The sequence below is a fragment of the Mogibacterium sp. CM50 genome (genome assembly GCF_000293155.1).
GTDB classification, from domain to species: Bacteria; Bacillota; Clostridia; order Peptostreptococcales; family Anaerovoracaceae; genus Mogibacterium; species Mogibacterium timidum.
This window is the reverse complement of the sequence record NZ_ALNL01000039.1, coordinates 33,830-59,808: the sequence shown is the minus strand read 5'-3', so window position 1 is coordinate 59,808 and position 25,979 is coordinate 33,830. Positions and strand designations below refer to the sequence as shown.

The window sequence follows — 25,979 nt, the reverse complement described above, 5'->3', positions numbered from 1 at the left end:
CATTTGCTAAGTCAAACGGTGCATGAAAATATCGTTATTGCTTGTACCGAAGTACCCGCATCGAGTTGAGGATACAGATTATGCTGACACCTACATCTCCAAATACCGCCATCCACATCGAGGCAAGTCCAATCGCTGATAAAATCAGTATGATGATCTTGACACCGATTGCAAATGCGATGTTGGATTTTACGATTTTCATAGTCCTGCGTGCAATTCTCAGAATTAATGAAAGCTTGCGGAGATCATCATCCATAAGCACGATATCCGCTGCTTCGATTGCTGCATCAGATCCGAGCGAGCCCATGGCAATCCCCACATCGGCTCTCATGAGAACCGGTGCGTCGTTGATACCGTCACCCACATATCCGAGCTTGCCGTCGCCCTCACACCTATTGCCGATCAGTTTCTCTAACTCAGAGATTTTATCTGCAGGGAGCAGCTCGTACTTAACCTCATCCAACCCGAGCTCCTTCGCCACAGTCTCTGCAGCAGCTTGCCTGTCTCCGCTCAGCATAACAGTCTTGCGGATGCCCTCGCGCTTGACAGCAGCTATACTTTCTTTCGCGTTCTCCTTGACAGTATCCGAAATTACTATGTATCCCTTATATACTCCGTCATATGATACGAATGTCAGCGTCCCGGCTTCAGCAGTATATCCATCGCTGATATTCGAAATGCTATTTTCCGCCATAAGCTTGTGACTTCCGACCAACAGACGCTTCCCATCCAGATCAGCTGTCGTTCCTTTGCCTGAGATATTCTGCAAATCGTTCAATCTGCTCGTATCCAGACTATCGCTTTCCACGGCTTCAAGTATGGACTTGCCAATTGGATGAGTTGCATACAGCTCACCATATGCCGCCAGCTCCAGCAGCTCTGCTTTGCTGACGCCCTCTGCAGGCACGACCTTTGATACCTTGAATTCTCCCTCGGTGAGCGTTCCCGTCTTATCAAACACCATAGTATCAAGGCTTGCGGCTGCCTCGAGGAAATTACTTCCCTTGACGAGCACTCCCAGCTTAGATGCAGCTCCTATGCCTCCAAAGAAACCCAACGGAACAGATATGACAAGTGCACATGGGCAAGATACTATCAGGAAGTTGCAGGCTCTTTCGATACCGTCTGCCCAGGATAAGTTGAATGCCGGCGGCAGTATGAGGGCCAGCAGTGCGGCGCCGATGGTTACAATCGGTGTGTATACTCTCGCAAACCTCGTAACGAAGTTCTCGAGCACCGCCTTCCTCGTGCTTGCATTTTCAACAAGCTCAAGAATCTTGGCAACTGTGGAATCATCATACTCCCTGGTAACCTTAACCTTGAGCGTTCCTTCACCGTTCACACAGCCGGATATGATATCATCGCCTTCTGACACCCTTCTGGGAACTGACTCTCCTGTGAGTGCAGACGTATCAAGGAAGGAGCTTCCATCTATAACCACTCCATCAAGCGGCACCTTATCTCCGGGTCTGATAACGATTATGCTGCCAATCTCAACATCATCGGGAGAAACCTCTTCAGCACTGTCTCCATTCAATATAAACGCGGATTCCGGCGCTATCTCCATCATCTCTGTTATAGACGCCCTGGATTGTCCGACTGCGTAATCCTGAAAAGCTTCACCTATCTGATAGAACAACATCACGGCGAGAGCTTCGGAATACTGAGCGTCGCCGAAAGCACCCAGTCCAAATGCGGCGAAGGTCGCAATCATCATCAGAAAATTTTCATCAAAGACCTGACCATTGCTAATGTTCTTTGCGGCTCTGACTATTACATCGCAGCCGACAATCAGATATGGAATGAAATAGATTATGAACAGCACGTAACCGTTCAGTCCCCTGAGCTTGCCGGTAATGTTCAGCGCCATAAGCACAGCAAAGCATATTAGAGCGACCACTATTCGTTTGTTTCTATTACGCTGTTTTTTGTTCATCTCCGGTCTACCTCGTTACAAGTGTTCCGCTCCAGTATATTTCGTTACAAGCGTCCCAATATAAGTTCGCGCATAATATTCTAAGCAAATCGCTGCACATATATCCAAGAAAATAGATTATTCCCAAGAGCTTGATCAGTTTATTGCTTACAGCTCAACCTCAAACTCCGACTCAATTTTCTTGCCTGTCTTGATAGCTGTAGTCAGAATTTCGTCAAATTTATCATCAGCTGCAACAAGAGTGAACTTCTGAGCCAGAAAGTTAACCTTGGCATCCTCAACCCCATCCAGCTTCTTGATTGCATCTTCAACCTTTGCTGCACAGTTCGCACAATCAATCTCGCACTTGAATTTTTTCTTCATGATTTACTCCTTTTTATACTGATACCTTGCATTGGTTTATAAATTTCGTCGGTGTAATCTACACCGCTGCCTGACAGATCCACATCAAAGTACGCTATTCGCCATGATATAAGACCCATGCCGTTATATATAAGCCGTCTATTTAGAGCTATAGCTCTTCGATATGCTCTCTGCCGACAGCGATTATAGTCCTGACATGCTCATCGGCCAGCTCATAGATCACCATCTTGCCGGCTCTCGAGAACTTGACCAGCTTGGCCTGCTTCAGAAGCTTGAGCTGATGGGATATAGCAGACTGTGTCATGCCCAAAGCCTCGGCAAGGTCACACACGCACAGCTTTTCTTCGAAAAGTGCGAACAGAATCTTCATTCTGGTGGAATCGCCAAATACCTTGAATAATTCAGATAAATCAAAGATTTCGTCTTCGTCGGGCATTGCTCCCACTACCCGCTCTACTGTGCTGCCGTGTACTTCGCTAATCTCGCAGTGAGGTGTATCATTAATAGCCATGCGCTCTCCTTTTCAACACGAAAATGAATTTCACATTCGTTCATATGAGCAATTATTCATATGTCTATTTAGAATATACTCCTAATATGTATTCGCGTCAATATGCTTTTATTAAAATATAATGTGATTTTTCTCGTGCTCAGACCGGCACATGTTTTATATGATATAATTTGTAAGCTAAATACAGATCAGGAGACTAGACATGTGCAAGAAAGTTCTCGTCGCTATGAGCGGCGGTGTAGACAGCAGTGTAGCTGCCCTTCTCGTACGAAATGCCGGTTACGAAACGACCGGCGTAACAATGCGGCTATATGATAACCATACGATTGGTATCAGTTCCGGAACGTGCTGCAGCCTTGACAGCATAAACGATGCATGCAGCGTGGCAAATAAATTAGATATTCTCTTTACGGTATATGACTTCAGGGCTGAGTTTGAAAGAGAGGTCATCGATAAATTTATCGATGCCTATGAGCACGGTCTGACACCTAACCCATGCATCGAATGCAACAGAACATTAAAATTCGACGAGCTGTACAGAGCCGGTCAAGAATTGAATCAAGATTATATCGCCACCGGCCACTACGCGATAATTGAACATGGGGATGACGGCAGATACAAGCTCAAGAAAGCTGCGGATCTGTCCAAGGATCAAAGCTACGTGCTGTACACGCTAACACAGGAACAGCTTGCACACACGATGTTCCCTCTCGGGCTTCTACACAAGGCGGAAACCCGCAAAATCGCTGAAGATCATGGCTTCATAAACGCAAAACGCAGGGAGAGTCAGGACATCTGCTTCATTCCTGACGGAAACTATGCCGCGTTTATCGAAAGGTATACCGGCAAAAGACACGAGCCTGGCAACTTCGTAGATATGGATGGCAATGTGCTCGGCGTACACAAGGGCATCATCCACTATACGGTTGGGCAGAGAAAAGGTCTCGGTCTCGCCCTCAAGCAACCAATGTATGTGCAGTATATTGATGTAGAAAACAATGAGGTAGTGCTCGGATCAAACGAGGATCTATTTACAAGAGAGCTGGTCGCCAGGGATTTCAACTGGGTATCAATCGCATGCCCGGACGCGAAGTTTAGAGCCAAGGCCAGAATTCGCTACAAGCACAAGGAGGCTCCTGCAACAATCATCCCTATTAACGAAACCGAAGTCAGAATCATATTCGATGAACCGCAGCGTGCTATCACCGGAGGTCAATCAGTCGTCATCTACGACGGAGATTACGTGCTCGGCGGCGGAATAATCTGTCTATAGTCTATAATCGTAAGGCACATTATCCGACATCCGCAAACAGCTTCTGCATCAATCTATGCAGAAATTTAACCGAAAAACACCCCGGGTCACAGCACCCCCGGGTCATAGGATGGGCAAGCAGAATTACTTTTCACACAGAGCATCCAGGCTTATGCCCATAACAGCTTCAAGTTCATCGATAATGCCCTGAGTATGCATCTTGGCTTTGAGTATCCTCGCTGTCCGCTCAGGATTCTTGCCCGGCTTATCTATCAGGTACTGCATGCGTTCATCTAACCCCACATAGCGGTCTTCCTTTACCACCCTGTCTGCCAGACACAGGATGTCTATTTCCTCAAAGTCTCCGGCATGATTGAACGGCTCGTACGTCATGTGACGTCTGACCAGCTCCGCCTCACGGGGCAGATTAAGTCCGAGCAGGATTTCCGCACCGCGCTTGTCATGCTCCTTCTCAGCTCTCAGCACATCGTGCACCAGCGCCGCTCCATAGAGTTCATCAATATTAATGTCATAGCCCTTGGAGTTGAGTCTCTCCGCGATTATGCGAGCAACCCTCGCAACCTCGTTGCAATGACGTCTCACGCGCTCCGGCGTATTGTATTTATCAAATAATTCTAACTGTTTCTCTCTGTCTATGTACATGTTTATCCTACTTATATATAAACTCTTTATTCTTACGGATATATTCTAATTTATAATAAACGATCTTTTTCTTTTTTGTAAAACAAGTCTCACGTCATTGACTAATATACAGCAACCTGTATTAACTTTACCAGACTTGAAAACATTTTTTGTTTTAATCTATAAACAGAATTGAATTATTGCATTTTGCGCTTCGATAATAAATAATAGAAATGTCGGGAATATATAAATTGAATGACCACAGGAGGTATTAAAGCAATGGCAATGTATAATTGGAACAAGTTTGGTTTCCATATCCCTGAAATAATGGTACCTAAGGACGGTACAGACTACGAAAAGTGGGCTGTGGTAGCCTGTGACCAGTATACTTCTGAACCTGAGTATTGGAAGCAGGTAGAAGAAATTGTTGGAGATGCACCATCGGCACTTCGCCTCATGCTGCCTGAAATCTATCTGGATAAGGAAGGTGAAGCAGATAGAATCAAAGCTATCCGCGAGAATATGGACAAATACATGTCCGACGGCACGCTCGAGACCCTCGCATCCGGCTGCATGCTAGTCAAGAGAACCGCCGAAGGACGTACTCGTCTCGGTCTCGTAATAGCTACAGACCTCGAAGCTTATGACTTTAACAAGGGTTCCACATCGCTCACCAGAGCCACCGAGGGAACTGTTGTTGAAAGAATTCCACCTAGACTTAGAATCAGAGAAGGTGCTCCTATTGAGCTCCCACACATTCTGATTCTTATCGACGACCCGGACAAGAGTGTAATAGAGCCACTTGTCAACGCACCTATGAAGCAGATCTACGATACAGACCTAATGCTCGATGGCGGACATATCACCGGTTGCTTCATCGAGGAAAAAGAGCTTGCCGGTGCACAGGCAGCGCTTTCCGCTCTATACGACAAGGCAGAGGCGAAGTATGGTGCCGGTAATGTAATCTTCCAGGCTATGGGGGACGGCAACCACTCGCTCGCTACAGCTAAGACTAACTGGGAAAATATCAAGAAAACTCTATCCCCGGAGGAAATTGAAACTCACCCTGCGAGATATGCACTATGCGAAATTGAGAACATCCACGACGAGGGTATCGTATTTGAGCCAATTCACCGTGTCATCTTTGCCAAGAACGGACAGTCCGGTGAGGAGCTTGTACAGGAGGCAGTTGAGCTGCTCAACGAGCAGAACGAGAAGGCCTACCTCGCCCCGGAGGGAACAGCTGCTCCGGCTGGCGGATTTGCAATTCCATGCCTGGCGGGTGGAGTAAGAGGAACCATCATCGTAGAAGGACCTTCCGCTCAGCTGGAGGTAGGTGTTCTTCAGAATGCTCTGGACGTGTTGGTTAAAGAGAGAAAATCCGTGGACATCGACTACATCCACGGCACCAAGGCGCTTGAGTCGCTTTCTGCCGAGACCGGCAATGCCGGCTTCGCACTTCCGGCTATGGACAAGTTCATGCTCTTCCCTGCAGTCGCAGCAGATGGCGCACTGCCTAGAAAGACGTTCTCGATGGGCGAAGCTAACGAGAAGCGCTACTACATCGAGAGCAGATATATCGGCAAGTAGCAAGGGAGGACGCATATCAAGCCGGCCACAGGTTACTGCAGCGCAGGCTTCAAGTTCAAATAATCATGCGGGTAACGATACTGTTCCGGTAAGTCGGGACAGTTCGCTGCCCGTATTTAAATTTTTCTTAAAGTGCACGGTATCAAATTGACATGACATAATCGGTAATTTATCCTATTGTAGACGTACATTAAATTTAAGGAGATAAAGGAGATAAATATGTTGATAAACAGACCGGAGCTTAGAGCTAAGGGCAGAAAACGATTCATGGCAAACTACTGGAATTCGGTGCTCGTGAGCCTGATATATGTATTATTTGTAGCCGGTGGCTTAACCGTAATACGCAAATTCGGACATACCTCTGATTCACATAACACCATTCATTCCTCATCGTCATATAGCATGGCAGACAGCTATACGCTGTATCAATTAAGCATAATTATTCTGGGCGTATTTCTGATAACTTTCACGATTGGACTTGCTGTCAGAATATTTGTCTTAAACCCGCTCAATGTGAGCATATACTCGTTTTTCCTTCACAACTCTACGGGTGAAGCTAAGGGAACGCATCTCGGTGACGGATTCAAAAGCAATTACCTCAATGTTACTAAAACCATGTTCTTCAGTAACCTTTGGATATTCCTATGGACACTCGTTCTGATTGTTCCGGGAATAATCAAATCCTATGCGTACCGAATGGTTCCATACATCTTGGCAGAGAATCCGGATATCAATACCAACGAAGCGCTTGCACGTTCCGAAGAAATGATGATGGGCAATAAATGGAAGTCTTTTGTATTTGATCTCTCGTTTATAGGTTGGCATCTGCTCAGCGTAATCACCGGAGGAATCGTAGGAATATTTTGGACCTTCCCGTACATGCTGGCCAGCGGCGCGGAACTATACAGGCTGCTCGCAGGCAAGTCCGGAGATGACTATAGGGTTGGAGCTGACAGCGTTGGAGGATATGACAGTACCGAAAGTGTTCGCTGATGTTACGAGCATGCCTGCCCGAACTGTTTCACACTAAAAGCTGATTTTAATATAACAACGGTACTGAAAACGCTGCACTCTTTGCGGGGAGTGCAGCGTTTTGTATTCGCTATATATTATACTTATCAACAGCGTGTCCGGGCACGAACTCCATCGTGATGTTTGTTCCCGGCTCATCAGCAAGCCTGCCAGACAATTTGCCGGAAGGCTTCCTCGTGCCGTTCACACTAATCTGAACAGTCCGCAGCTACTGAAGCAACACACATCCGAAATCTCATCCTCAGATCCGCTGCCAAATATCAGCTGCATGGATTTGACATAATCATCGACTCTCCCGGATCCGGCAATTGCAATGGAGATCCCCTTCGTTCCGTCTCCCATAATTGCCGAAGCGCCGCCATCATATAGGAGCTCGTCGCTTACTGCAAGCGCGATTGCAAGGTCCTCAAAGGTCGGAGCATTTGCTACACCATACGACTGCAGATACTTAAAACGCGAGTTTCCTGCCAGCTTGAAAGTATTCAAGAATTTATCGACATCATCGGTGATAATGTAGCTGCCGGCCTCAAGGGTTCGCACAACTTCCCCCATATAGCAAAATGATCTCAACAGGGCTCTGTCACCCAGCTTGTCACGTATGGCTGCCGAATGCTCTATAACCACATCATTTGGCACATCTCTCAGGACCCCGGTTCCAATCACGCCGGCTGCCTGTCTCAGCTCCCTAGCTACATCTCCCAACGCATCTATATCTGTACGTTCGTTAAGAATAGCCTTCGGATAAAGCTGTGTAAGCACAATCCTGTAATCGCGCGGCAACGCTTCGCCCGCAACCTTGCTCGAAATCGGGATACCCGGCCTCTTGAAATCCGCAAAGCTTATTCCTCCCATCTCTGCAGCCAGCTGACGAGCGATCCCGCTCGGAATATCATAATGAGAGTTTGATGCACCCTGCCCTATCTCTGCGAGCTCATACTTGCTCAGCTCCCCTGAGTTGAAGAGTTCATATATCGCTCTCGTCAGGAGCACCTCGAGGGTAGGTACATATATCTCGTCTATATCAAATGGCGCTCTACCGAGTATGTACGCATTGAATCCCCCAATCTCATATCCGCGCTGTTTCAGTTCTGACAGGATTCCGCGAACCAGACCTTTCTCGCTGCGCATTTCGTTCTCATTGCGTTTAAGACCCCAAGGATCCAGCTCTATAAGACCCTTTGCTTCTGAATAAAGGTGAACCATCTTGTCTTCCGACTCGCATATCACCAAGATGAGTTCGCTATCTATCGCTGCGCTGAGAACAGCACCATTCTGAGGTTCGGTAAATTCTCCCAGCAGCGGCACTGCAAACGGAGCGCCGTATACAGATACTTCCATCTGCCCGAAGTCTCCCTCGAAGCCGTGCAGTGCAGCCTCAAGACTCTCCCTCATGCGAGAGTCGCTGCCAGGGCCGGTCACAGCCTCGATGCACGAATCATATACTCCGTCCTGTAATTCAAAAAGCAATTTGTTGGTTGTCTTCATAATGCCTGTTAAATCTCAATATCCAGCTTAAGCTGCTTCTCGACTTCTTCCTCATTCCCGTTTACCGAATCGACTGCAATAGAATCGAGAACACCCATGTATTTAGCCTTATATTTTGCAAACAGCCTGTTGTACAGCGGATCATCCGAATGATGAATATCCCTCAGATACTGGTGCTCGTTGCCGTTAATCGACTCGTCCTCGATACCAAGTATGTTGACTCCAAGGTCAGAGCACTGGTCCGATATACGCTCGAGATTCTGAATAATATTCTGGAAGCTGATACCGCGGACAACTTCACACAGATTATGCTTCATCCTCCACATGTGTCTGCGTCTAACCTTATCTACCAGCTCGTCGATAACCTCTTCAAGAGGTTCTATTCTCTGAGCCATGCTGTGGCTCTTTTCCTTATATGCGTCTGCTGTCATCTCCAGGATATCATTGACAGCAGTCATGAGCACTCTGAGCTCAGCCATAGCGACGTTGGAAAACTGCACGTCCTCACTCTTCATGTTGATGATTGACTGCATGATATTGATTGCCAGGTCGCCGATCCTTTCGATGCTTACCAGCCCCTTCATCAAGAAGCTCTGGTACCTGTCATCATAGTCGAGCGTAATATGCGGCGAAATTTCTACCACGTACTTGTCCGCCACGTCAGTCATCATGTCAATCATGTCCTCGCGCTGATTCATACGCTCGTTACGCTTAGGATCATACTCGTACATCTGCTGAATACAAGCCGTATAGTTGTGCAGAGATACCTCAAACATATTGCTCGTCATCGAGTGAGTCTCACCGAGGGCAATTCTAGGGTTGGTGATAAGCCTGAGGTCAAGCTGCTTGATACTCTCCTTGATCATCGTATCCTCAGGATCCTCCGGCTGATCCGGTACCAGACGCTCTGCGACTTTTGCAAACAGGCCTGCGCATGGGAGCAGTATCAGCGCCGGGATCAGTTTGAATAATCCGTGCACATTAGCAACTCCTCCGGCTCTAAGCGTCATGAACCACAGATTGTCATCGATGATACCGGTTCCTCTGAAAACGCCAACCACGATGAACAGCAGAATTGACGCTGTCACGTTGTACAGGATATGCACGAGTGCGGTTCTAATCTGCTCCGGCTTTGCGCCGATGCGACACACCAGATATGTTGTGAGGCAGTCACCTATATCGACACCGATTATTACTGCAAATACTCCACAGAATTTGATGCCGATGGTACTCGCGATGGACTGCAGTATTCCGACTACCGCCGATGAACTCTGGATTATGCCTGTAACAAATACTCCTGATAGGAACCCTAGCAGCGGGTTGCCTTCAAACGATACAAGCAGCCTGCTCAGCATATCCCCCATATGCGAAACAGCTGCACTCATGTTCATAAGCCCTACAAACAGCGTACCGAAGCCCATGAGTATGGTTCCGGCCGTGGTCGCTGATCTGGATCCGATAAACATAATCAGGATAATGCCTGCGATCAGTGCCATCGGAGCGAGGTTGTCAGACTTGAAGAAGTACAGGATGCTTGATGACCCTGCCTTGACGTCCATCAGTCTGATAATCTGTGCCGTAATAGTTGTTCCTACGTTGGCTCCCAGCACGATTCCGATCGACTGTCTGAATGTCAGAAAGCCCGCACCTACCAGGCCTACTGTAAGCACAATTGCAGCAGTAGAGCTCTGGATCATACATGTTACGACCAATCCGAGAAGAAAGCCCTTAAACGGCTTATCGGTAACTCTCGCAAGTGCCGCCTTCATAGCACCACCGGAAGTCGACTTTAGACCATCTCCCATGATGCGCATTCCATAAAGGAACATTGCAAGTCCGCCGAGCAGACTCACGATTTTAAAAAAAATCTCCAATCAAATGTCTCCTTACAATTAAAAATTTCGTATCATTAAGAATATCAATATCATTGTAATTCTATTATAGCAGTGCGCCTTTTGCAAACACTTCTATGCCAATCAGTACAAGAATTATGCCTCCCACAATAGTAGCGTGCGCTGAAAACAGTTTTCCAACCCTTTTACCGATAAATATGCCCGTCACACACATTCCCCATGTCACCGCGGCGATGATAGTCGAACAGACAAACGCCATTTTGACGTCATATGCGGTTATTGCAAATCCGATTGACAATGCATCGATAGATGTCGCAATGCCCTGCAATAGAAGCGTCCAAAGCGCGAGTCCGGTTGGAGATGTCAGGGTCGCCTCCAAGCCGTCCGGCTCACCTTCAACTCTGTTCGCTTCACTCCTGCCGTGCAAGCCCTCGAATATCATACGTCCGCCCAGATGCACCAGTAGAATGAGTGCGATCCATGGGACGAACCTGTTGAATAAACTTAATGCATTTACCGCTTCATGCACCAGGAACCAGCCCAGCATCGGCATTGTGAATTGAAAGAATGCGTATACCGCTGTGATGCGCAAGGCTGTACCGAACCCGGTATTCTGATTGCTCATACCGTTTGCAATTGAAACCGTAAAAGCGTCCATAGCCAGCCCGACACCGAGCAATACGCTGCTCAGATAAAACATAAAATTCATAAAACAACCTACATAATTTGAGAGCCGCGTTAGCAGCTCTCAATTTTAATCATATTCCGGTATCCCGGAAAGCCTCTCCGGTAAGCAGCTTATATGCATCCTTGTACTTCTCGATAGTCCCGGCGATGACATCGTCCGGAAGCTTATAATCACTGTCAGGATTAGCCTTGAGCCAATCTCTTACAAACTGCTTGTCATATGAAGGTTGTGACCTTCCAACCTCATAGCCGGCAACCGGCCAGAATCGCGAGCTGTCAGGTGTCAGCACTTCATCCGCAAGCACCACGTTGCCATCCTCGTCCAGACCGAACTCAAGCTTGGTATCAGCGATGATAATACCTCTCTCCAGTGCGTAATCTGCACACTTCTTATATACAGAAAGTGTGAGCTCCTTAGCCTTCTTGGCCAGCTCCTCACCTCTACCCGGATAAGCCTTTTCCAGCACCTCAACGCTCTTCTCATAGGAGATATTCTCATCGTGTTCTCCCAGCTCAGCCTTGGTACTCGGTGTGTAAATTGGCTCGGGCAGCTTCTCAGACTCTTTAAGTCCTTCGGGCAGCTTGATGCCGCATATCTCGCCTGTATTCTTATAACTTGCCCAGCCGCTGCCGGTAATATATCCTCTGACAATGCACTCCAGAGGAAGCATATCCAGCTTACGGCACATGGTACTGCGGCGAGCAAACTTCTCATTTCTAAAGAATTCCGGCATATCGTTCGTGTCTACCGAAATCAAGTGATTAGGAACAATATCCTCTGTCAGGTCGAACCAGAATTTCGACAGCTGAGTCAGAATCGCTCCCTTGTCAACAATGTCGTTCTTCAAAATATGGTCAAACGCTGAAATCCTATCGGTGGCAACCATAATCAAACTGTCTCCGTTGTCGTAGATCTCACGCACCTTGCCTTCTTTAAAAGGTTTAAACTCCTGCATTTCGCTCCTCCTAGTATCCCAAGCGCAGCTCTTAATAAAATATACCTTCTAGATTGTATCACCAATCCACGCCGACTGCTACTCCCAAAGAAATCTAATCGCCGCCTCTACAGCAATTTTTCTCTCTTCAAATGTCGGGAACAGGTGCTTGCCACCCTCAATTTCGACGAGCGTAGCATTAGGAAAAATCTTTGCCGCCTTACGCGCGTAGTCGATATCCACAAGCTCATCCTCTGTCCCATGCACGATTAACACCGGGTTCTTGTACCGCATCATCTCACGCCATTCACTGAGCTTTATAGCGTCGGCGACGTAGCGCTTTCCCAATCTGAATTTGTCGTTAAGCACCTTGAAGCTCTCGGGTATCTCATCTCCGTTAAATACAGCTCCGAGCATTGAACCCTTACGAGCATCGTCCGGTATAGACAGAGCCGGGTAGTAGAGGACGAGTTTCCTGACCTCGTCCTTGCGTTTCTCAGCCGCCAAAGATGCAACCAGTCCGCCCTGCGAACAGCCCATGAGGAAAACAGCATCGGTATTGACAAACGGTCTCGACTCGACATAATCGAGCACCACCAGCAAATCTACCACTTCCGTCGTAACACTCATCTCTGTCGACTTGCGCCCCTGACTTGTACCGCTTTCTGAACCGCAGAAATCAAAGCAGAACACCGCATACCCCTGCCTGCACAGCATCTGTGCATACCTGCCGGTGAACCGCATGTTGGTTCCGAATTCGTGACATATAATAACAGTCGGGAGCTTCTCATCGCGGCCGTCCATGTACCACTTGCCGTGTATCGCCAGCTCTCCCTCTCTAATCGTAACGCCTCGTATAATCACTATATATACTCCATGTATTAATCGTCACGTATATTCTACCAAATTCCGGCTTCACGTTAAAACACGTTAAAACTTGTATCTATATTAGTGCGTAATTAGTGTAGGTTGATGTACAATTGCAATGCAGAATCCATCCGCCCTCTCGTATCAAGCGAATGACACAAAATATCTTTATAAATCTATGATTGCTTCATTAAGCAAAAAATCCTCCACTCCAATATATAAAATGCCACCATTTACACGAGAAATATTCATTGGTACATATTTTGTGAATTGAAAAATAAAAACTATAAAGGATGTCAATTACACATTTTGAAGGCGAACTACCCGAATATCGAAGCACTCTGTACAATGCAGGGTGCTTTTTTGATACAATGTTGGAAGATACGGTACTTATCATCGATCTTAATTTTGAAGAAATGGAATATCACTATTGAAAGCTTGAAGAAATGGTACTATGACTTATGTATTCTCACACAATGCATACAAAATAAAGGATTATCAATAATGAAAAATTATAAGGATAAATACAAATTAATAGTTAAACTTGTGATAACAGTAGTCGGTATAGTTTTCTGCGCGCAAACACATCTTATATTCTCTGAACCTTGGTTTGGAGCGAATTCCGGAGTAATGGATGGTTTAGCTGCTGCTGAGGTTATATCAAAAACTGCAATATTATTATTCGTATTTCACACTATCATTACCCTTTTTGATAATGATTGATTGGCTGCTGCATCTGTTAGTTGTAAAGGGTAAGACGTGTAGTACCCGTTTGGCACAAACCGCAGATAAAGCCTGTGAAGGAGAGGACATCTCCTCCACTTTTGCGGAATTGTGTTTCAACTCTTCAACTCACATGTTCAAATATAATTTTCTCGCCTCGGATTGATATATCCCGGTGATATACGCTTTCAACTACTCGGCCTGCTTCAAGGCTATAGCCATTGGAATTCTCTTGATATGCCTGAGGAGAATCCTGGATATTACGAGATATCCCACTATTCCTGTAGCCAGCAGCTTAACGTACACTGCCGGAACTATATAATACGTCAGATACCCGCTGTAATTGAGCATCATGTAATAGAACACCTCGTTGATAACGAGCTTTGCTACCACCGCTGAGATGGCAAGCGATGTAATCGCAACTATTCCTGTCGCTCTGCTGTACAGCATCGCAATCTCACGATCTGAATAACCGAGTATCTTGACCAGCGAGATGGAACCTGCACTTTTTTCAATTGCCGATTTGGCGAGCAGGTACAGGAACAGCAGGTACAGTGCGGTCGCAAATATCTCAAACATGACGAAAATTTTGCCCATTGACGATTCCAGTTGATTAGCCGTGAGTTCCAAATCTCTCTTGGTAATTGTTGTTGCAACTAAATTCTTGTCTATCTCGGTCAGCTTCTTGTCTGAGAAATATCCTATATAGTTATCCTCAGGCTTATCGAACACCCTGTTGTATGTCTTCAGCGGCATAAAAACGGTTAACGCTGCAGGATATTTGCATGATCTCTTGAGCACAAACGTATACTTTTTATTCCCAAACTTCTCGTGTAGCTTGACCTTCGCGCCATCCTTGAGCCTATACTTTTCCATATAGGCGCTCGACGCAAGGACTTCAATTTCATTATCGTCAATTTCATCTGACGACTTCACCAGCTTACCCTTGAAATATTTCGAGTCTTCCGTGATACCGTACACGCCGATTTCTTCATCTCTCTCATTTTGGAGTGTCGAATAAGCGTACTTTTCCGCACCTCCGTATTTCACCTCATATGGGGCTTTCAGCACGTATTGATATTTTGCGATCTGGCTGTCTTGGATATCTCCCCTGAAATGCTCCAGCATAGGATGGAGCATGAGCCCGAACATCATAAGCACCGCCGCCAGAAGAATTCCTACCGCAAGTGTTATGTAGGCACCGATATTATGAAAAATAATACGGGTTCTGAATCTGGCGACAAAGCTGTAATTGGGAAGTCTAACAGGGTTCCCGGAAGACTTCTTGTTCCTGATATCACCTCGCAGAAACTGTATTGTATCAGTCCTGAGTGCAATGGAAACAACCAGGACATTTACAACCAAGATAATAATAAGCGGTATGACGGTCGTCTTTATAAAAGCCTCTCCGTTCCAGTGCGTCGTGTATGGCGGCAGGGAGTAGCTATGATAGTAGGCCTTGGCAATTAGCTCTTTCAGACGAGTATATCCTAAAATATTGCCTACTACAGCAGCGGCCAAAGCCAGAAGTATAGGCAGCCTTAAATAGTACCCCAGCAATTCACGTCTCGTATATCCTGTTGCACGCAGTGTTCCTATAGTGCGAGCTTCCTTTTCTATACCGTTTCGTGCAGTGATGGCGAATATAAACGCGATTACGACCATGATTATGTACAGCATCCACTGCATCATGACCATGTCATGTCCAAAATCGTCTCCGGTGAACTTTATCGCGTTGTTGTCCGGCCTTGCCACGATGTCGCTCAGCATCACCCTCTGTAGCAGCTCATCCTTGATATCCTCGGCCTTATCCTTTTGTTTCTTATCAGACAGGCTCTGGTTGTTGTTGCGCCAAGCATAAGAATATACAATGCCGTCATCCCCGATTTCATTCCAAGCCTCGTCACTCACAATCACCACCGAGAAATTCTGAGCATCAAACACTGTATCAGAGTTGTTACGAAACATCGCACTGTAGTCGGAAAATGCACTAAGTCCCGACACCTTGAACTCTTTGCCGTTTACCTCAAGCTTATCGCCAATGCTAATTTTATTGTTCTCAGCGTAAAGTCTGTCGATTGCAATCTCGTCATCGCGTTCAGGCAGCCGCCCTTCGTGCAGCGATATCTTGTTTAACTTATCTCTGTTCTTGAAAATACGGAAGGTATCACCTTTGTACTTTCCCGCTGTCACACGCTGATCCTTGTAGTATTGCTTCTGTATCTCAATACTTTGATTTTTCTCGAGGTTGCTTATTACATCACCAAAGTGCGCGTCCGGCTTGGAAGCGAGTGCAAAATGACCATTCTCGATCCTATACCTGTCAAAGCTCTCGTTATATGTGCGCAGCATGCTTCCATCAGCAACAAAGTACCCGCTCGCAAAGCCGATTGAAATTACGAGGAAAAGAAACAAGACAAGGTATTTGCCTCTGTCTATCCACAGTTCTCGAAGCACTCGCTTGTGTATTGGATTTCTCATAATTCCACCTACCAATCGATTTCATCGGCGGATAGTCTGTCCGTGTTGCGCTCGCAGCTCCTAATTTTTCCATCGTGGAGCTTAATTATCTGATGTGCCATCTGACTGATAGCCACGTTATGCGTGACAATTACAATTGTGCTTTCGTACCTATTATTAATATCTTCAATCAAACGCAGTATCTCTTTGGATGTACCGTAATCCAGCGCGCCTGTCGGTTCATCACATAGAAGTAAATCCGGGTTTTTGACAATCGCCCTTCCTATGGATGTTCTTTGCTGCTGACCTCCGGACAGCTGATTAGGACGCTTGTCCTTGTGTTCCTCCAATCCAAGCAGGTCAATCAGTTCATCGACAGGCAAGGGTTTATCGCTGAGATAAGCTCCGACCTCAATGTTTTCTTTGACCGTCAGGTTAGGAATGAGGTTGTATGACTGAAATACGAAGCCTAGGTGCTTTCGCCTGTATTGAGTCAGCTGGTTGGCGTTAAATTCCTCAAGACAGTCTCTCCCGATAGTTACCGAGCCGCTGTCAGGCGTATCTATACCGCCCACAATATTTAAAAGTGTTGATTTGCCGGATCCCGACGGTCCAAGCAGCACACAAATATCGCCCTTCTCTATTCCGCAGGAAATCACCTTTAGAACGACAACTCGGCTGTCGCCGGTTCCGTAGCTCTTGGATATATTATCTATTTCTAAATACATATGACACCACCTACCCATATAAATATTGCTGTATCTCTGCTAAATGCATGGAATAACAGGATGATTGTGATAATTATCTACCTAGTTAGATAAATCTAACTATAAGCCCTGAAAAAGCAGGAATAATATGTCCACCATCCCTGCTAATATCAGTATAGCACTTTCTACGTATTATCTCTATACATTTGTATTATTGTGTTATATCCGACTTTTATTTAACTTTTATTTACAGTGAGCGAGCACAAGCTTTACATACTCCCATGTTCTCTCAGTGGAGGATATTGAGAGCTTCTCAAGCACCGAGTGAACACCCGACATGTCCGGGCCGATAGATACAGCATCTATCTTGCCTACCTTCTCCGCCCACTTTCCGCACTCAACGCCTGCGTGGATGGCACTTACAACAGGCTTCTCACCATACTGCTCTTCATACGCCTTGATGCACACGTCCAGGAGATCCGACTTGTTGTCGAATTCCCATGCGCCATAAGCGCCGCTAAACTCAACTGTAGCGCCCAGAGCCTCTGCAATAATGGTAATCTTTCTAGTCAGCAAATCTTTGCGTGAGTTGACACTCGATCTGGCCATCGACCTAGTGATAAGCTCATCGCCTTCCAGCTGAACTACTCCGATTGAATGTGAAGTTTCAACAAGATTCTCGAGCTCCACGCTGTAGTGCTGGGCACCGGCAGGACACGCGAGCACGAATTTGAGGAAGTTGTCCTGGCAAGCTGTATCAATCGCTTCTTCCTCTGTCTCGCCAACCGCCTCTACTGCCACTCTGATGCCGGGATCAGATGTGCGGTACTCTTCCTTAACTGCTGCCGTAGTAGCTGCAATGCTCTCTTCAAAAGCCTTTGCGTCCGAAGCTGCAACGATTACCTCACCGGCAACCTTTCCGAGTATTACGTTAGTCGCACGTCCGCCTGCAATAGACAGGATATTGAGCTGCACTGCCTCTCTAGCTTCGAGTAACATTCTAGCTGCGATGCTTCCTGCATTTGCGCGCTCCAGATGAATGTCGCTGCCGGAGTGACCACCGAGAAGGCCCTCTACTACGTACTTGTATTTGATGCCCTTGGCTAACTGCCTGCGTGCGGGAAAATGCGTGGTTACGTCTACTGCCCCTGCGCAGCCAACTGTGATGATCCCCTCTTCCTCCGAATCGAGATTGATAATCTTGCGGGATCTGATCTTGGAACCGTCGAGAGCATTTGCCCCCAGCATGCCGATTTCCTCATCTACTGTCACTATAAGCTCAATTGGCGGATGCGGAATATCTGTCGAATCGAGAATCGCAAGACCCATAGCGATTGCAATACCGTCGTCCGCACCGAGCGTGGTGTCCTTTGCAGTGATATAATCGCCATCAATCATAAGCTCCAACGGATCATTCTCAAAATCGTGAGCGCTGTCCTCAGTCTTCTCAGCAACGATATCCATGTGTCCCTGTATCATGACCATATCGGAGTCCTCATATCCGTGAGTGCCGTCCTTCCAGATAATGACATTTAACGCTTCATCCTGATAGTATTCAAGACCGTGCTCCCGGGCAAACTTAACGAGATATGCGCTTATCTTCTCGTTGTGGCGGGAAGCACGCGGCACGTCGCTTATCTCTTTGAAATATCTAAACACCTCCTGTGGTGCTAGCATACTTACGTCGCTCATTGACAAACCTCCATAGTGTTTATAGGCATTTGGGTTGAAAATTCAGCATCAGTAATTTGTACTGACACATGAGTAATTATAATTGCATATGTGATACAGTTCAATATTATTTACTTGCAAATAAATATTTTTTGAGATTATTGTATTCATACATAAATTCCGATACTCTGCGTCCGCGCATCGCAGAGCTTGCGACTACGACGCATGAAGCTCAGTACCTTCGGCCTAAACGCCATGTACACCTATTTGCATGTTTAATCAAAGTACATAAAAGGCGCAGCCTCACGGCTACGCCTAAATTCCATAAATGCGTGAACATGCGCAGGAATAATATTCAAGCTGTCACACCTATGCCCCTTGAGCGACATAGTGCCACAGCACATCAAAGTACTACGGGAAAACGATAGAAGCCTATCCCTGAACTGCTGCAGCAACCTCTGCTGCAAAGTCATCTTCCTTCTTCTCGATACCCTCGCCAACTTCAAATCTAACCATAGATACAACCTGCATATCCTTGCCGATTTCCTTAGCGCACTTATCTACGTACTGAGCGATATTGAGCTCGCTATCCTTTACAAACGGCTGATCAACCAAGCAAACCTCCTTGAGCTCCTTCTTGATCTTCCCGGCAACGATCCTTTCAACCATCTCCGGCTTCTTACCCTCGTTGAGAACCTGTTCCGTGAGGATTTTCTTCTCGCTCTCGAGGTATGCCGGATCAACTCCTGCCTCGTCAACAAATTTAGGATTCATGGAAGCAACCTGCATAGCTACATCCTTACCACAGGTCTCAATTTCAGCAGCAGTTGCAGCTGTCTTGATACCAACGATAACGCCGATTCTGCCGCCACCGTGGATGTATCCTGTATATACAACTCCCTCTTCCGCAACTCTAGCGTATCTTCTGATGTTAAGGTTCTCTCCGATCTTGGCAACCTTTGCTGTCAGAACATCCTTAACAGTCGATCCCTGGAATGGCTCTGCCATGAAAGCATCCATATCCAGGTCACCCTTGACTAGAGCCTGAGCGGCAACTGCTTCAACAAACTCTACGAACTCCTCGTTCTTGGATACGAAGTCTGTCTCGGAGTTAACCTCAGCGATTGCAGCAACCTTATTGCCTTCTCCGAAAGCCAGTCTTACGAGTCCCTCAGCAGCAATTCTGCCCGACTTCTTCTGAGCCTTCATAATTCCCTTCTCGCGCAGCCAGTCTACCGCCTTATCGATGTCTCCATCTGCCTCGACTAACGCCTTCTTGCAATCCATCATTCCGGAACCTGTAAGTTCACGAAGTTCCTTGACTAGTGCAGCTGTTACAGCCATTGTGTCCTCCTTACCAAATAACCGTCCGAGCCGGGTTCTAAGCTCGGTCCGGACGGCATTTACTTGTTATATTATTCGTTTAATAAAGTCTCTGTGAAATGCTGACGATTAAGCCTCTGCCTCAGTTTCAGTTTCAGCTTCAGTTTCAGCTTCTGCAGCCTCAGCCGCAGCTTCGTTGTCGTCAAAGCTCTCGCCCTGCTTAGCCTCGATTACAGCATCAGCCATTGCCGATGTGATAAGCTTAACAGCTCTGATAGCATCATCGTTAGCAGGGATAATGTAATCAACATCGTCAGGATCGCAGTTTGTATCTACAATACCTACTACAGGGATTCCAAGAGTTCTTGCTTCCTTAACAGCGATTTTTTCCTTTTTAGGATCCACTACGAACATTGCTCCGGGCATACCCTTCATATCCTTGATTCCACCGAGGAACTTTTCCAGCTTGTCTGCTTCCTGTCTGATCTTGAGAGCTTCCTTCTTGGCATACTTCTCGATTGTGCCGTCAGCTTCCATCTCACGAATCTCAGCTAATCTATCAATTCTCTTGCTGATAGTCTTGTAGTTAGTGAGCATACCGCCGAGCCATCTCTCGTTTACGAAGAACATTCCTGAACGAAGAGCCTCGTCCTTGATAGCAACCTGAGCCTGCTTCTTGGTACCTACAAATAGGATTGGCTCTCCATCTGCTGCTACCTTTCTGATGAAATCGTATGCATCATCAATTCTCTGAATCGTCTGCTGAAGATCGATGATATAGATTCCGTTTCTCTCTGTGAAGATATATGGAGCCATCTTAGGGTTCCATCTTCTAGTCTGGTGTCCGAAATGAACACCTGCTTCTAAAAGCTGTTTCATTGATACTACTGACATAATTAACCTCCGGTTGTTACTTCCACCGTGAACACTAGCCTTCAACCCTAAGGGCACCGCGGCAACTTCACGATGTGACTATTACTTATTGCAGCTATGTGTTTGCACACAAAGATACCCACATATTATAAAGTACGCAATATGCCATTGCAAGTGCATATAACTAAAAACACCGAAAAAACGCCGAAAATATCGGCGTTTTTAGCGGTGTGAGAGGGTCTACATGTTAGCCCCTACTCGATTATTACAGTCTGATTAAAGGTATAACTATCTACTTTCTCTTCTCCTATAGCTAGCTGCCCCTGCAATACCGGCGATTGAACCGCCTGCCATCAACAGATCGAAAAGGAGGTTAGTCGTATCACCTGTCTTTACCGTCTTAACAACCTTAGTTGTCTTGCCCGGTGTTGTCGGATTAGTCGGATTTGTTGGGTTCACAGGTGTATTTGGCTTATTGTACTTAAGTGTAAAGGTGATCTTGCTCAAATCGTTTGGTGCGATCGCATCCGCTCCGTCAGCTGTCTGCTTACCGTTCCACTTGAAATTGAAGTTGATCTCCTTGCCGCTGTCTACCTGTGTAGCCTTAGCCTTGAAGCTGCCGCCCACTGTTCCGTTTACGGTATAGTTGGTGTCAGGCGTTGCCGCTGCAGTAAACTTAGCTCCAGGCACCGTTACCTTGAGTGTATCGTCTACCGAGTTTATTGCATCTGCAAGCTCCTTGTAGGTCTTGAAATTTGCTGCATCCTTGAGCTTCAGGGTCACTGTTACCTTGCGGCCTTCAAGCTTTGTCTCGGTAATCTCAAACTTTCCATTTGCTCCTTCGAGCTTTGCTTTAGGTGCAGTCGTACCGAAGGTCATGCCATCCGGCAGCTCCAGACTTGCAGTGAAGCTCGTATCCATTCCCGACAGCTTGATCTTCTCACCGTTAGGATCGTTGTACATCTGCTCGATCTTTTTCATCTGCTCCTTGATCGGCTTTACCTTCAGTGCGCCGGTAAAGTCATGAACAGCGTCCTTCTTGCTCTCGAACACCTTGTCGTGCTCCGTCTCGTTTCCGATCAGAATATCGCCCTCAAGATCGCCGATAACCGTCATATCCTGTGAGAAACATCCCTGAAGGTTCTCTGCAAATTTAAGCTGAGCGACATCTGAGTTGTACGTTCGAAGCCCAAACCCAAAAGTTGCAGCGGTTCCACTCGGATAGAACGCAAAATCACCTTTGCCTGTGATGTTCTCACCTTCAAACTTTGCGGCATCAGCCTTGCTGCTCGCTGTGAAGGAATACGGAATCTCAATGTTCACGGTGTAAGCGTCAGGATTAGCCTTGTCACTGTTGTACGCATTGTAAATTCCCTGCCAGTTAACATCATTCAGATATAATTTAAAATTAACCGTTTTGCCATTAACCGTCTTTAAAATCTTATTGCCGTTTATAAAGGAAGATGTATTGGCCACCTTTATGCTGCCGATATTTACAGCCTCAGGAAAGGTAACGTTATACTCAATATACGCAATCTTGTTCTTCCCCTCATGCCCATGTGGATACCAACCATTTGCTGCGGCGTTAGCCATATCGGCTTCATGTGACTTCATTACCTCAGTCATCGGCACGTTCATCTTGACACTGCCGGTGTAGATAGCGCTGTTCCCGTCCGCTCCGCACTTGACGCTGCCGGTCTTAGTAACGTACTGAGCTATCGGCAATAACGCATCTGCAGCCATAGACGGAACTACCGCCACAAGCTGGCTTATTACCATAGCAAGGGTGATTACTAGCGCATGAAATTTTCGGGTAAATCTCCTCGTTTTCATTATCTCTTCATCTACTCATCTAATTCTATACTTTAAATCGTCATCTTGCGTTATATCAACTGTCACTTCGATTGTCGATGATGTAGCAACAAAAAAATGATTATAACAGGATTATCTCGATAAATTCTGTTGATTAGTCATTATGAGCTGCCAATTCCAAGCTGACTCACATATGGCCTGCAGATTATACTCGGTTTGCCACCCCAGCTCCTTTGCAGCCTTATCGCAGCAGGCATACATCTTCGCTACATCACCCGCTCTGGCTTTCTCTATCTTATAGGGTATAGAACGTCCACAAACAGACTCAAAGGCTCTTATCACCTCTAGCACGCTATATCCGGTACCGGTACCGAGATTATATATTGAGATGTCAGGCGATCCGCTTGTACGCTTGAGCGAAGCCACATGGCCTTTTGCCAAATCCGTTATATGGATATAGTCCCTGATGCAGGTGCCGTCCGGCGTATCGTAGCAGTCTCCCAGCACCTTAAAATAACGGATCTTGCCGTCCGCTGCCAGTGCAAGTGAGGGCATCAGATTGCTTGGATTAACTCCATATATCTCTCCGATCAAACCGCTCGGATGTGCTCCCGCCGGGTTGAAATAGCGCAGGATCACGACATGCCAGCGAGGATCGGAAGTGTATACATCCTTTAGCAGCTCCTCCTGGATCCATTTGGTGCGCCCGTAAGGATTGGTACATTTACCCGTATCACAGCCTTCATTTACAGGAACTGTGTCTGAATCACCGTAGACATTTGCCGATGAGCTCAAAATAATCTTGTGAACTTCGAATTTATCCATAGTCTCTATAAGTGAAACAGTAGCTGTGATATTGTTTCTGTAATATTTTAACGGGGACCTAATAGCTTCATTGACAGCCTTGTATCCCGCAAGATGTATGACGATATCGATATTCTCTCTCTCAAACACCGTGTCCAGCAGCTCTCTTCTCGATATATCTATATTGTAAAAAGGGAAATCCTTTCCGGTTATTTCCCGAATTCCCTGCAGAACGGTTTCACTTGAATTGCTGAGATCATCAGCAATCACTATTTCATGCCCGACGTTAAGCAGTTCAACAGCGACGTGACTTCCTATGTATCCGGCTCCGCCGGTAAGCAGGACCTTCATCTCATTACAAATTGCGTTATTTGCGTTATTATTGTTCATAGCCGGAATCTCCACCTGTTAAATTAGTTCGCAGCAATGTCTATAAACAGGAATAAGTTAATCACAGTTTATAGTTATACCTGTATGTGATTATATATGTGTATATATGTGTTCATACAGCCCCACCATATGGCTGACAGCTTCAATATGCGGCTGAAGCTGTCAACTTGTTATCGTCCGACGTACAGACACCATGCGAACGACATGCGCCGATATGCCGATATGCCGATATGCCGATATGCCGATATGCCGATACCATTGTATGTCACGCTGTATTATACTGTACTTTATTATTATATTCTCTTTTTGTCCGTTTATAAATCATAGTATCATGACAACAATCTTGAGGGCATCACTCCGGCGAAATTAGGGTATTTAGGTTTGCAAATAATGGTATTATGGCACAATCCGCAAGTTGACTTGAACATTTGAATGGCAACTACGGTATATAGTTCGGGAATTTTGCACTTTAATAACCTTGAACTTATTTTGAACACTATTTTACGTGAAGATTTGTTGAAGTCAGTCTTTATGGCTCTTATAATTATTTCATCACGAACTGAAAATACGTAACTCCGTTCGGGCAACTACAAGAATTAACAATTTTTGAGAAGGAGCTATCTTATGGAAAAGTTTTTTAAACTTAAAGAACACGGTACCACCACAAGTACCGAGGTCATTGCCGGAATTACCACGTTCCTATCGATGGTATACATACTGGCGGTAAACCCTAACATTCTGTCAGCTGCAGGAATGGATGGCGGCGCAGTATTCACCGCTACCGCAATTTCAGCTACTGTAGCTACACTGTTCATGGCTTTCTTTGCTAACTACCCTGTTGCTCTGGCTTCCGGAATGGGACTCAACGCATATTTCGCATATTCCGTATGTATACCTATGGCTAAGGCAGGCATCAACGACCCTTGGAAGATTGCTCTTGTTGCAGTTCTGGTAGAAGGTATCGTATTCGTACTTCTCTCACTCACAAGCTTCCGCGAGAAGCTCGTCAATGAGGTTCCTTCCAATCTGAAATACGGTATCACTGCCGGTATCGGTCTGTTCATCGTTCTCGTTGGACTAAAGGGTGCCGGTATCGTAATTGCAAGTGAATCGACTCTTGTCGACCTGGGAATGGTTGGTTCCCCGCAGTTTGTACTCGCCATTGTAGGCTTTCTCTGCATCTGCGCAATGGTTCGCAAGAACGTTCCCGGTGCGGTGCTCTGGGGAATCATCATAACATGGATCCTCGGAATCATCGCTGAGAAGACAGGATGGTATCATGTGGATCCGGCTGCCGGCGCATTCTCGCTGATTCCCGGCAAGATTTTCAGCCTTCCGTCAGCACCGCATTTCGCACAGTTTGATTTCGGTTGGATTTCCAAAAATCTGATTAACTTCCTTGTTATCACATTCTCGTTCCTCTTCGTCGACCTGTTCGATACTGTAGGAACTCTTATCGGAGTAGCTTCTAAGGGTAATCTCCTCGATGAGCACGGAAACCTTCCTCGCGCCAGGGGTGCGCTGCTCGCTGACGCATTCGGAACAATATTCGGTGCATTCGTGGGAACTTCGACTGTAACCTCTTACGTTGAGTCGAGTGCCGGTGTAGCTGCCGGTGGCAGAACAGGTCTCACAGCTGTAACATCCGCCGTAATGTTTATAGTCGCACTGTTCTTCTCTCCGGTATTCCTGGCAATCCCCGGCTTTGCGACAACTCCGGCACTCATGTACGTGGGACTGCTGATGGTATCTTCAATCAAGAATATCAACTTCGACGCAGATATCGCGGATATCGCTTCTGCGTTCTGTGCTATCACGTTCATGCCTTTCACATATTCCATTGCAAACGGAATCATGTTCGGAATGATTTCATGGGTAATTCTCAAGGTCATAGGCGGCAAGATCAGGGAGATCTCACCTGTTATGTGGATTTCATTTGCCCTGTTTGCACTCAGAATCGGAACACTTATCGCCGGAATCGGATTCCACTAAGCTCTCACCTTGAATACATAGAAGCCATAAATTTACAAATCTTTGCGAGCTCCCATGAGCTCGTATTTTTC

21 protein-coding genes are annotated in these 25,979 nt (G+C 46.3%); 5 read left to right on the top strand and 16 right to left on the bottom strand.

What is annotated here, in order from left to right:
* Window positions 1-34 precede the first annotated feature (34 nt).
* The 3 genes from HMPREF1152_RS05900 to HMPREF1152_RS05890 all read right to left on the bottom strand — a co-directional run bounded on the left by HMPREF1152_RS05900 (window position 35) and on the right by HMPREF1152_RS05890 (window position 2,810).
* The gene (locus HMPREF1152_RS05900; protein ID WP_009644305.1) at window positions 35-1,936 is read right to left on the bottom strand and encodes a heavy metal translocating P-type ATPase; all 1,902 of its coding nucleotides are present in this window, start codon (window positions 1,934-1,936) and stop codon (window positions 35-37) included.
* A 147-nt stretch (window positions 1,937-2,083) separates the two neighbouring features.
* A complete protein-coding gene (locus HMPREF1152_RS05895; protein ID WP_009644258.1) occupies window positions 2,084-2,299 on the bottom strand; it encodes a cation transporter in 216 nt (71 codons plus the stop codon).
* Window positions 2,300-2,447: 148 nt separating this feature from the next.
* Window positions 2,448-2,810, bottom strand: coding sequence for an ArsR/SmtB family transcription factor (locus HMPREF1152_RS05890; protein ID WP_009644259.1), 363 nt, complete (start codon window positions 2,808-2,810; stop codon window positions 2,448-2,450).
* Window positions 2,811-3,012: 202 nt separating this feature from the next.
* Between HMPREF1152_RS05890 and mnmA the strand changes: the two genes are divergently transcribed.
* Window positions 3,013-4,083: a tRNA 2-thiouridine(34) synthase MnmA gene (gene mnmA / locus HMPREF1152_RS05885; protein WP_009644247.1), complete on the top strand. Its 1,071-nt coding sequence runs from the start codon at window positions 3,013-3,015 to the stop codon at window positions 4,081-4,083.
* A 123-nt stretch (window positions 4,084-4,206) separates the two neighbouring features.
* Here mnmA and HMPREF1152_RS05880 read toward each other — a convergent pair whose 3' ends face one another.
* Complete coding sequence (locus HMPREF1152_RS05880; RefSeq protein ID WP_009644361.1) at window positions 4,207-4,725, bottom strand: HD domain-containing protein; 519 nt, start codon at window positions 4,723-4,725, stop codon at window positions 4,207-4,209.
* A 258-nt stretch (window positions 4,726-4,983) separates the two neighbouring features.
* Between HMPREF1152_RS05880 and HMPREF1152_RS05875 the strand changes: the two genes are divergently transcribed.
* Together HMPREF1152_RS05875 and HMPREF1152_RS05870 are read left to right on the top strand one after the other, a co-directional pair.
* Window positions 4,984-6,294, top strand: a complete 1,311-nt coding sequence (locus tag HMPREF1152_RS05875; RefSeq protein WP_009644251.1) for a DUF1015 domain-containing protein — start codon at window positions 4,984-4,986, stop codon at window positions 6,292-6,294.
* 219 nt (window positions 6,295-6,513) lie between these two features.
* Window positions 6,514-7,287, top strand: coding sequence for a DUF975 family protein (locus HMPREF1152_RS05870; RefSeq protein ID WP_009644311.1), 774 nt, complete (start codon window positions 6,514-6,516; stop codon window positions 7,285-7,287).
* A gap of 222 nt (window positions 7,288-7,509) precedes the next feature.
* Here the strand turns inward: HMPREF1152_RS05870 and HMPREF1152_RS05865 are convergent, their stop codons facing one another.
* The 5 genes from HMPREF1152_RS05865 to HMPREF1152_RS05845 form a co-directional block, all read right to left on the bottom strand.
* Window positions 7,510-8,811 carry a galactokinase galactose-binding signature gene (locus HMPREF1152_RS05865; protein ID WP_009644300.1) on the bottom strand — a complete coding sequence of 434 codons (1,302 nt, stop codon included), beginning with the start codon at window positions 8,809-8,811 and terminating at the stop codon, window positions 7,510-7,512.
* A gap of 8 nt (window positions 8,812-8,819) precedes the next feature.
* Window positions 8,820-10,685, bottom strand: a complete 1,866-nt coding sequence (locus HMPREF1152_RS05860) for a Na/Pi cotransporter family protein (protein WP_009644344.1) — start codon at window positions 10,683-10,685, stop codon at window positions 8,820-8,822.
* Window positions 10,686-10,749: 64 nt separating this feature from the next.
* Window positions 10,750-11,373: a manganese efflux pump MntP gene (locus HMPREF1152_RS05855; RefSeq protein WP_009644356.1), complete on the bottom strand. Its 624-nt coding sequence runs from the start codon at window positions 11,371-11,373 to the stop codon at window positions 10,750-10,752.
* Window positions 11,374-11,422: 49 nt separating this feature from the next.
* Window positions 11,423-12,307: a phosphoribosylaminoimidazolesuccinocarboxamide synthase gene (locus tag HMPREF1152_RS05850; RefSeq protein WP_009644287.1), complete on the bottom strand. Its 885-nt coding sequence runs from the start codon at window positions 12,305-12,307 to the stop codon at window positions 11,423-11,425.
* Window positions 12,308-12,385: 78 nt separating this feature from the next.
* Entirely contained in the window at window positions 12,386-13,150 is a 765-nt protein-coding gene (locus HMPREF1152_RS05845) for an alpha/beta hydrolase family protein (RefSeq protein WP_009644235.1), read from the bottom strand.
* Window positions 13,151-13,657: 507 nt separating this feature from the next.
* Between HMPREF1152_RS05845 and HMPREF1152_RS09600 the strand changes: the two genes are divergently transcribed.
* Window positions 13,658-13,876, top strand: a complete 219-nt coding sequence (locus HMPREF1152_RS09600) for a hypothetical protein (protein WP_009644372.1) — start codon at window positions 13,658-13,660, stop codon at window positions 13,874-13,876.
* Window positions 13,877-14,068: 192 nt separating this feature from the next.
* Here HMPREF1152_RS09600 and HMPREF1152_RS05835 read toward each other — a convergent pair whose 3' ends face one another.
* From HMPREF1152_RS05835 to galE, 7 genes are all read right to left on the bottom strand, one after another.
* Window positions 14,069-16,357 (bottom strand): FtsX-like permease family protein, encoded by a 2,289-nt coding sequence (locus tag HMPREF1152_RS05835; protein WP_009644328.1) that lies wholly within the window; start codon window positions 16,355-16,357, stop codon window positions 14,069-14,071.
* A gap of 8 nt (window positions 16,358-16,365) precedes the next feature.
* Window positions 16,366-17,064: an ABC transporter ATP-binding protein gene (locus tag HMPREF1152_RS05830; protein WP_009644255.1), complete on the bottom strand. Its 699-nt coding sequence runs from the start codon at window positions 17,062-17,064 to the stop codon at window positions 16,366-16,368.
* Between the two features lie 222 nt (window positions 17,065-17,286).
* Window positions 17,287-18,735, bottom strand: coding sequence for an aminoacyl-histidine dipeptidase (locus tag HMPREF1152_RS05825; protein WP_009644289.1), 1,449 nt, complete (start codon window positions 18,733-18,735; stop codon window positions 17,287-17,289).
* Between the two features lie 411 nt (window positions 18,736-19,146).
* Window positions 19,147-20,058, bottom strand: coding sequence for a translation elongation factor Ts (tsf, locus tag HMPREF1152_RS05820; RefSeq protein ID WP_009644283.1), 912 nt, complete (start codon window positions 20,056-20,058; stop codon window positions 19,147-19,149).
* Between the two features lie 108 nt (window positions 20,059-20,166).
* Window positions 20,167-20,931 carry a 30S ribosomal protein S2 gene (rpsB, locus tag HMPREF1152_RS05815; RefSeq protein WP_009644370.1) on the bottom strand — a complete coding sequence of 255 codons (765 nt, stop codon included), beginning with the start codon at window positions 20,929-20,931 and terminating at the stop codon, window positions 20,167-20,169.
* Between the two features lie 267 nt (window positions 20,932-21,198).
* Window positions 21,199-22,743, bottom strand: coding sequence for a hypothetical protein (locus HMPREF1152_RS05810; protein WP_039883683.1), 1,545 nt, complete (start codon window positions 22,741-22,743; stop codon window positions 21,199-21,201).
* Window positions 22,744-22,854: 111 nt separating this feature from the next.
* Complete coding sequence (gene galE, locus HMPREF1152_RS05805) at window positions 22,855-23,916, bottom strand: UDP-glucose 4-epimerase GalE (RefSeq protein WP_009644237.1); 1,062 nt, start codon at window positions 23,914-23,916, stop codon at window positions 22,855-22,857.
* Window positions 23,917-24,540: 624 nt separating this feature from the next.
* Here galE and HMPREF1152_RS05800 point away from each other — a divergent pair.
* Window positions 24,541-25,908 (top strand): NCS2 family permease, encoded by a 1,368-nt coding sequence (locus HMPREF1152_RS05800; protein WP_009644299.1) that lies wholly within the window; start codon window positions 24,541-24,543, stop codon window positions 25,906-25,908.
* The last annotated feature ends 71 nt before the right edge of the window (window positions 25,909-25,979 follow it).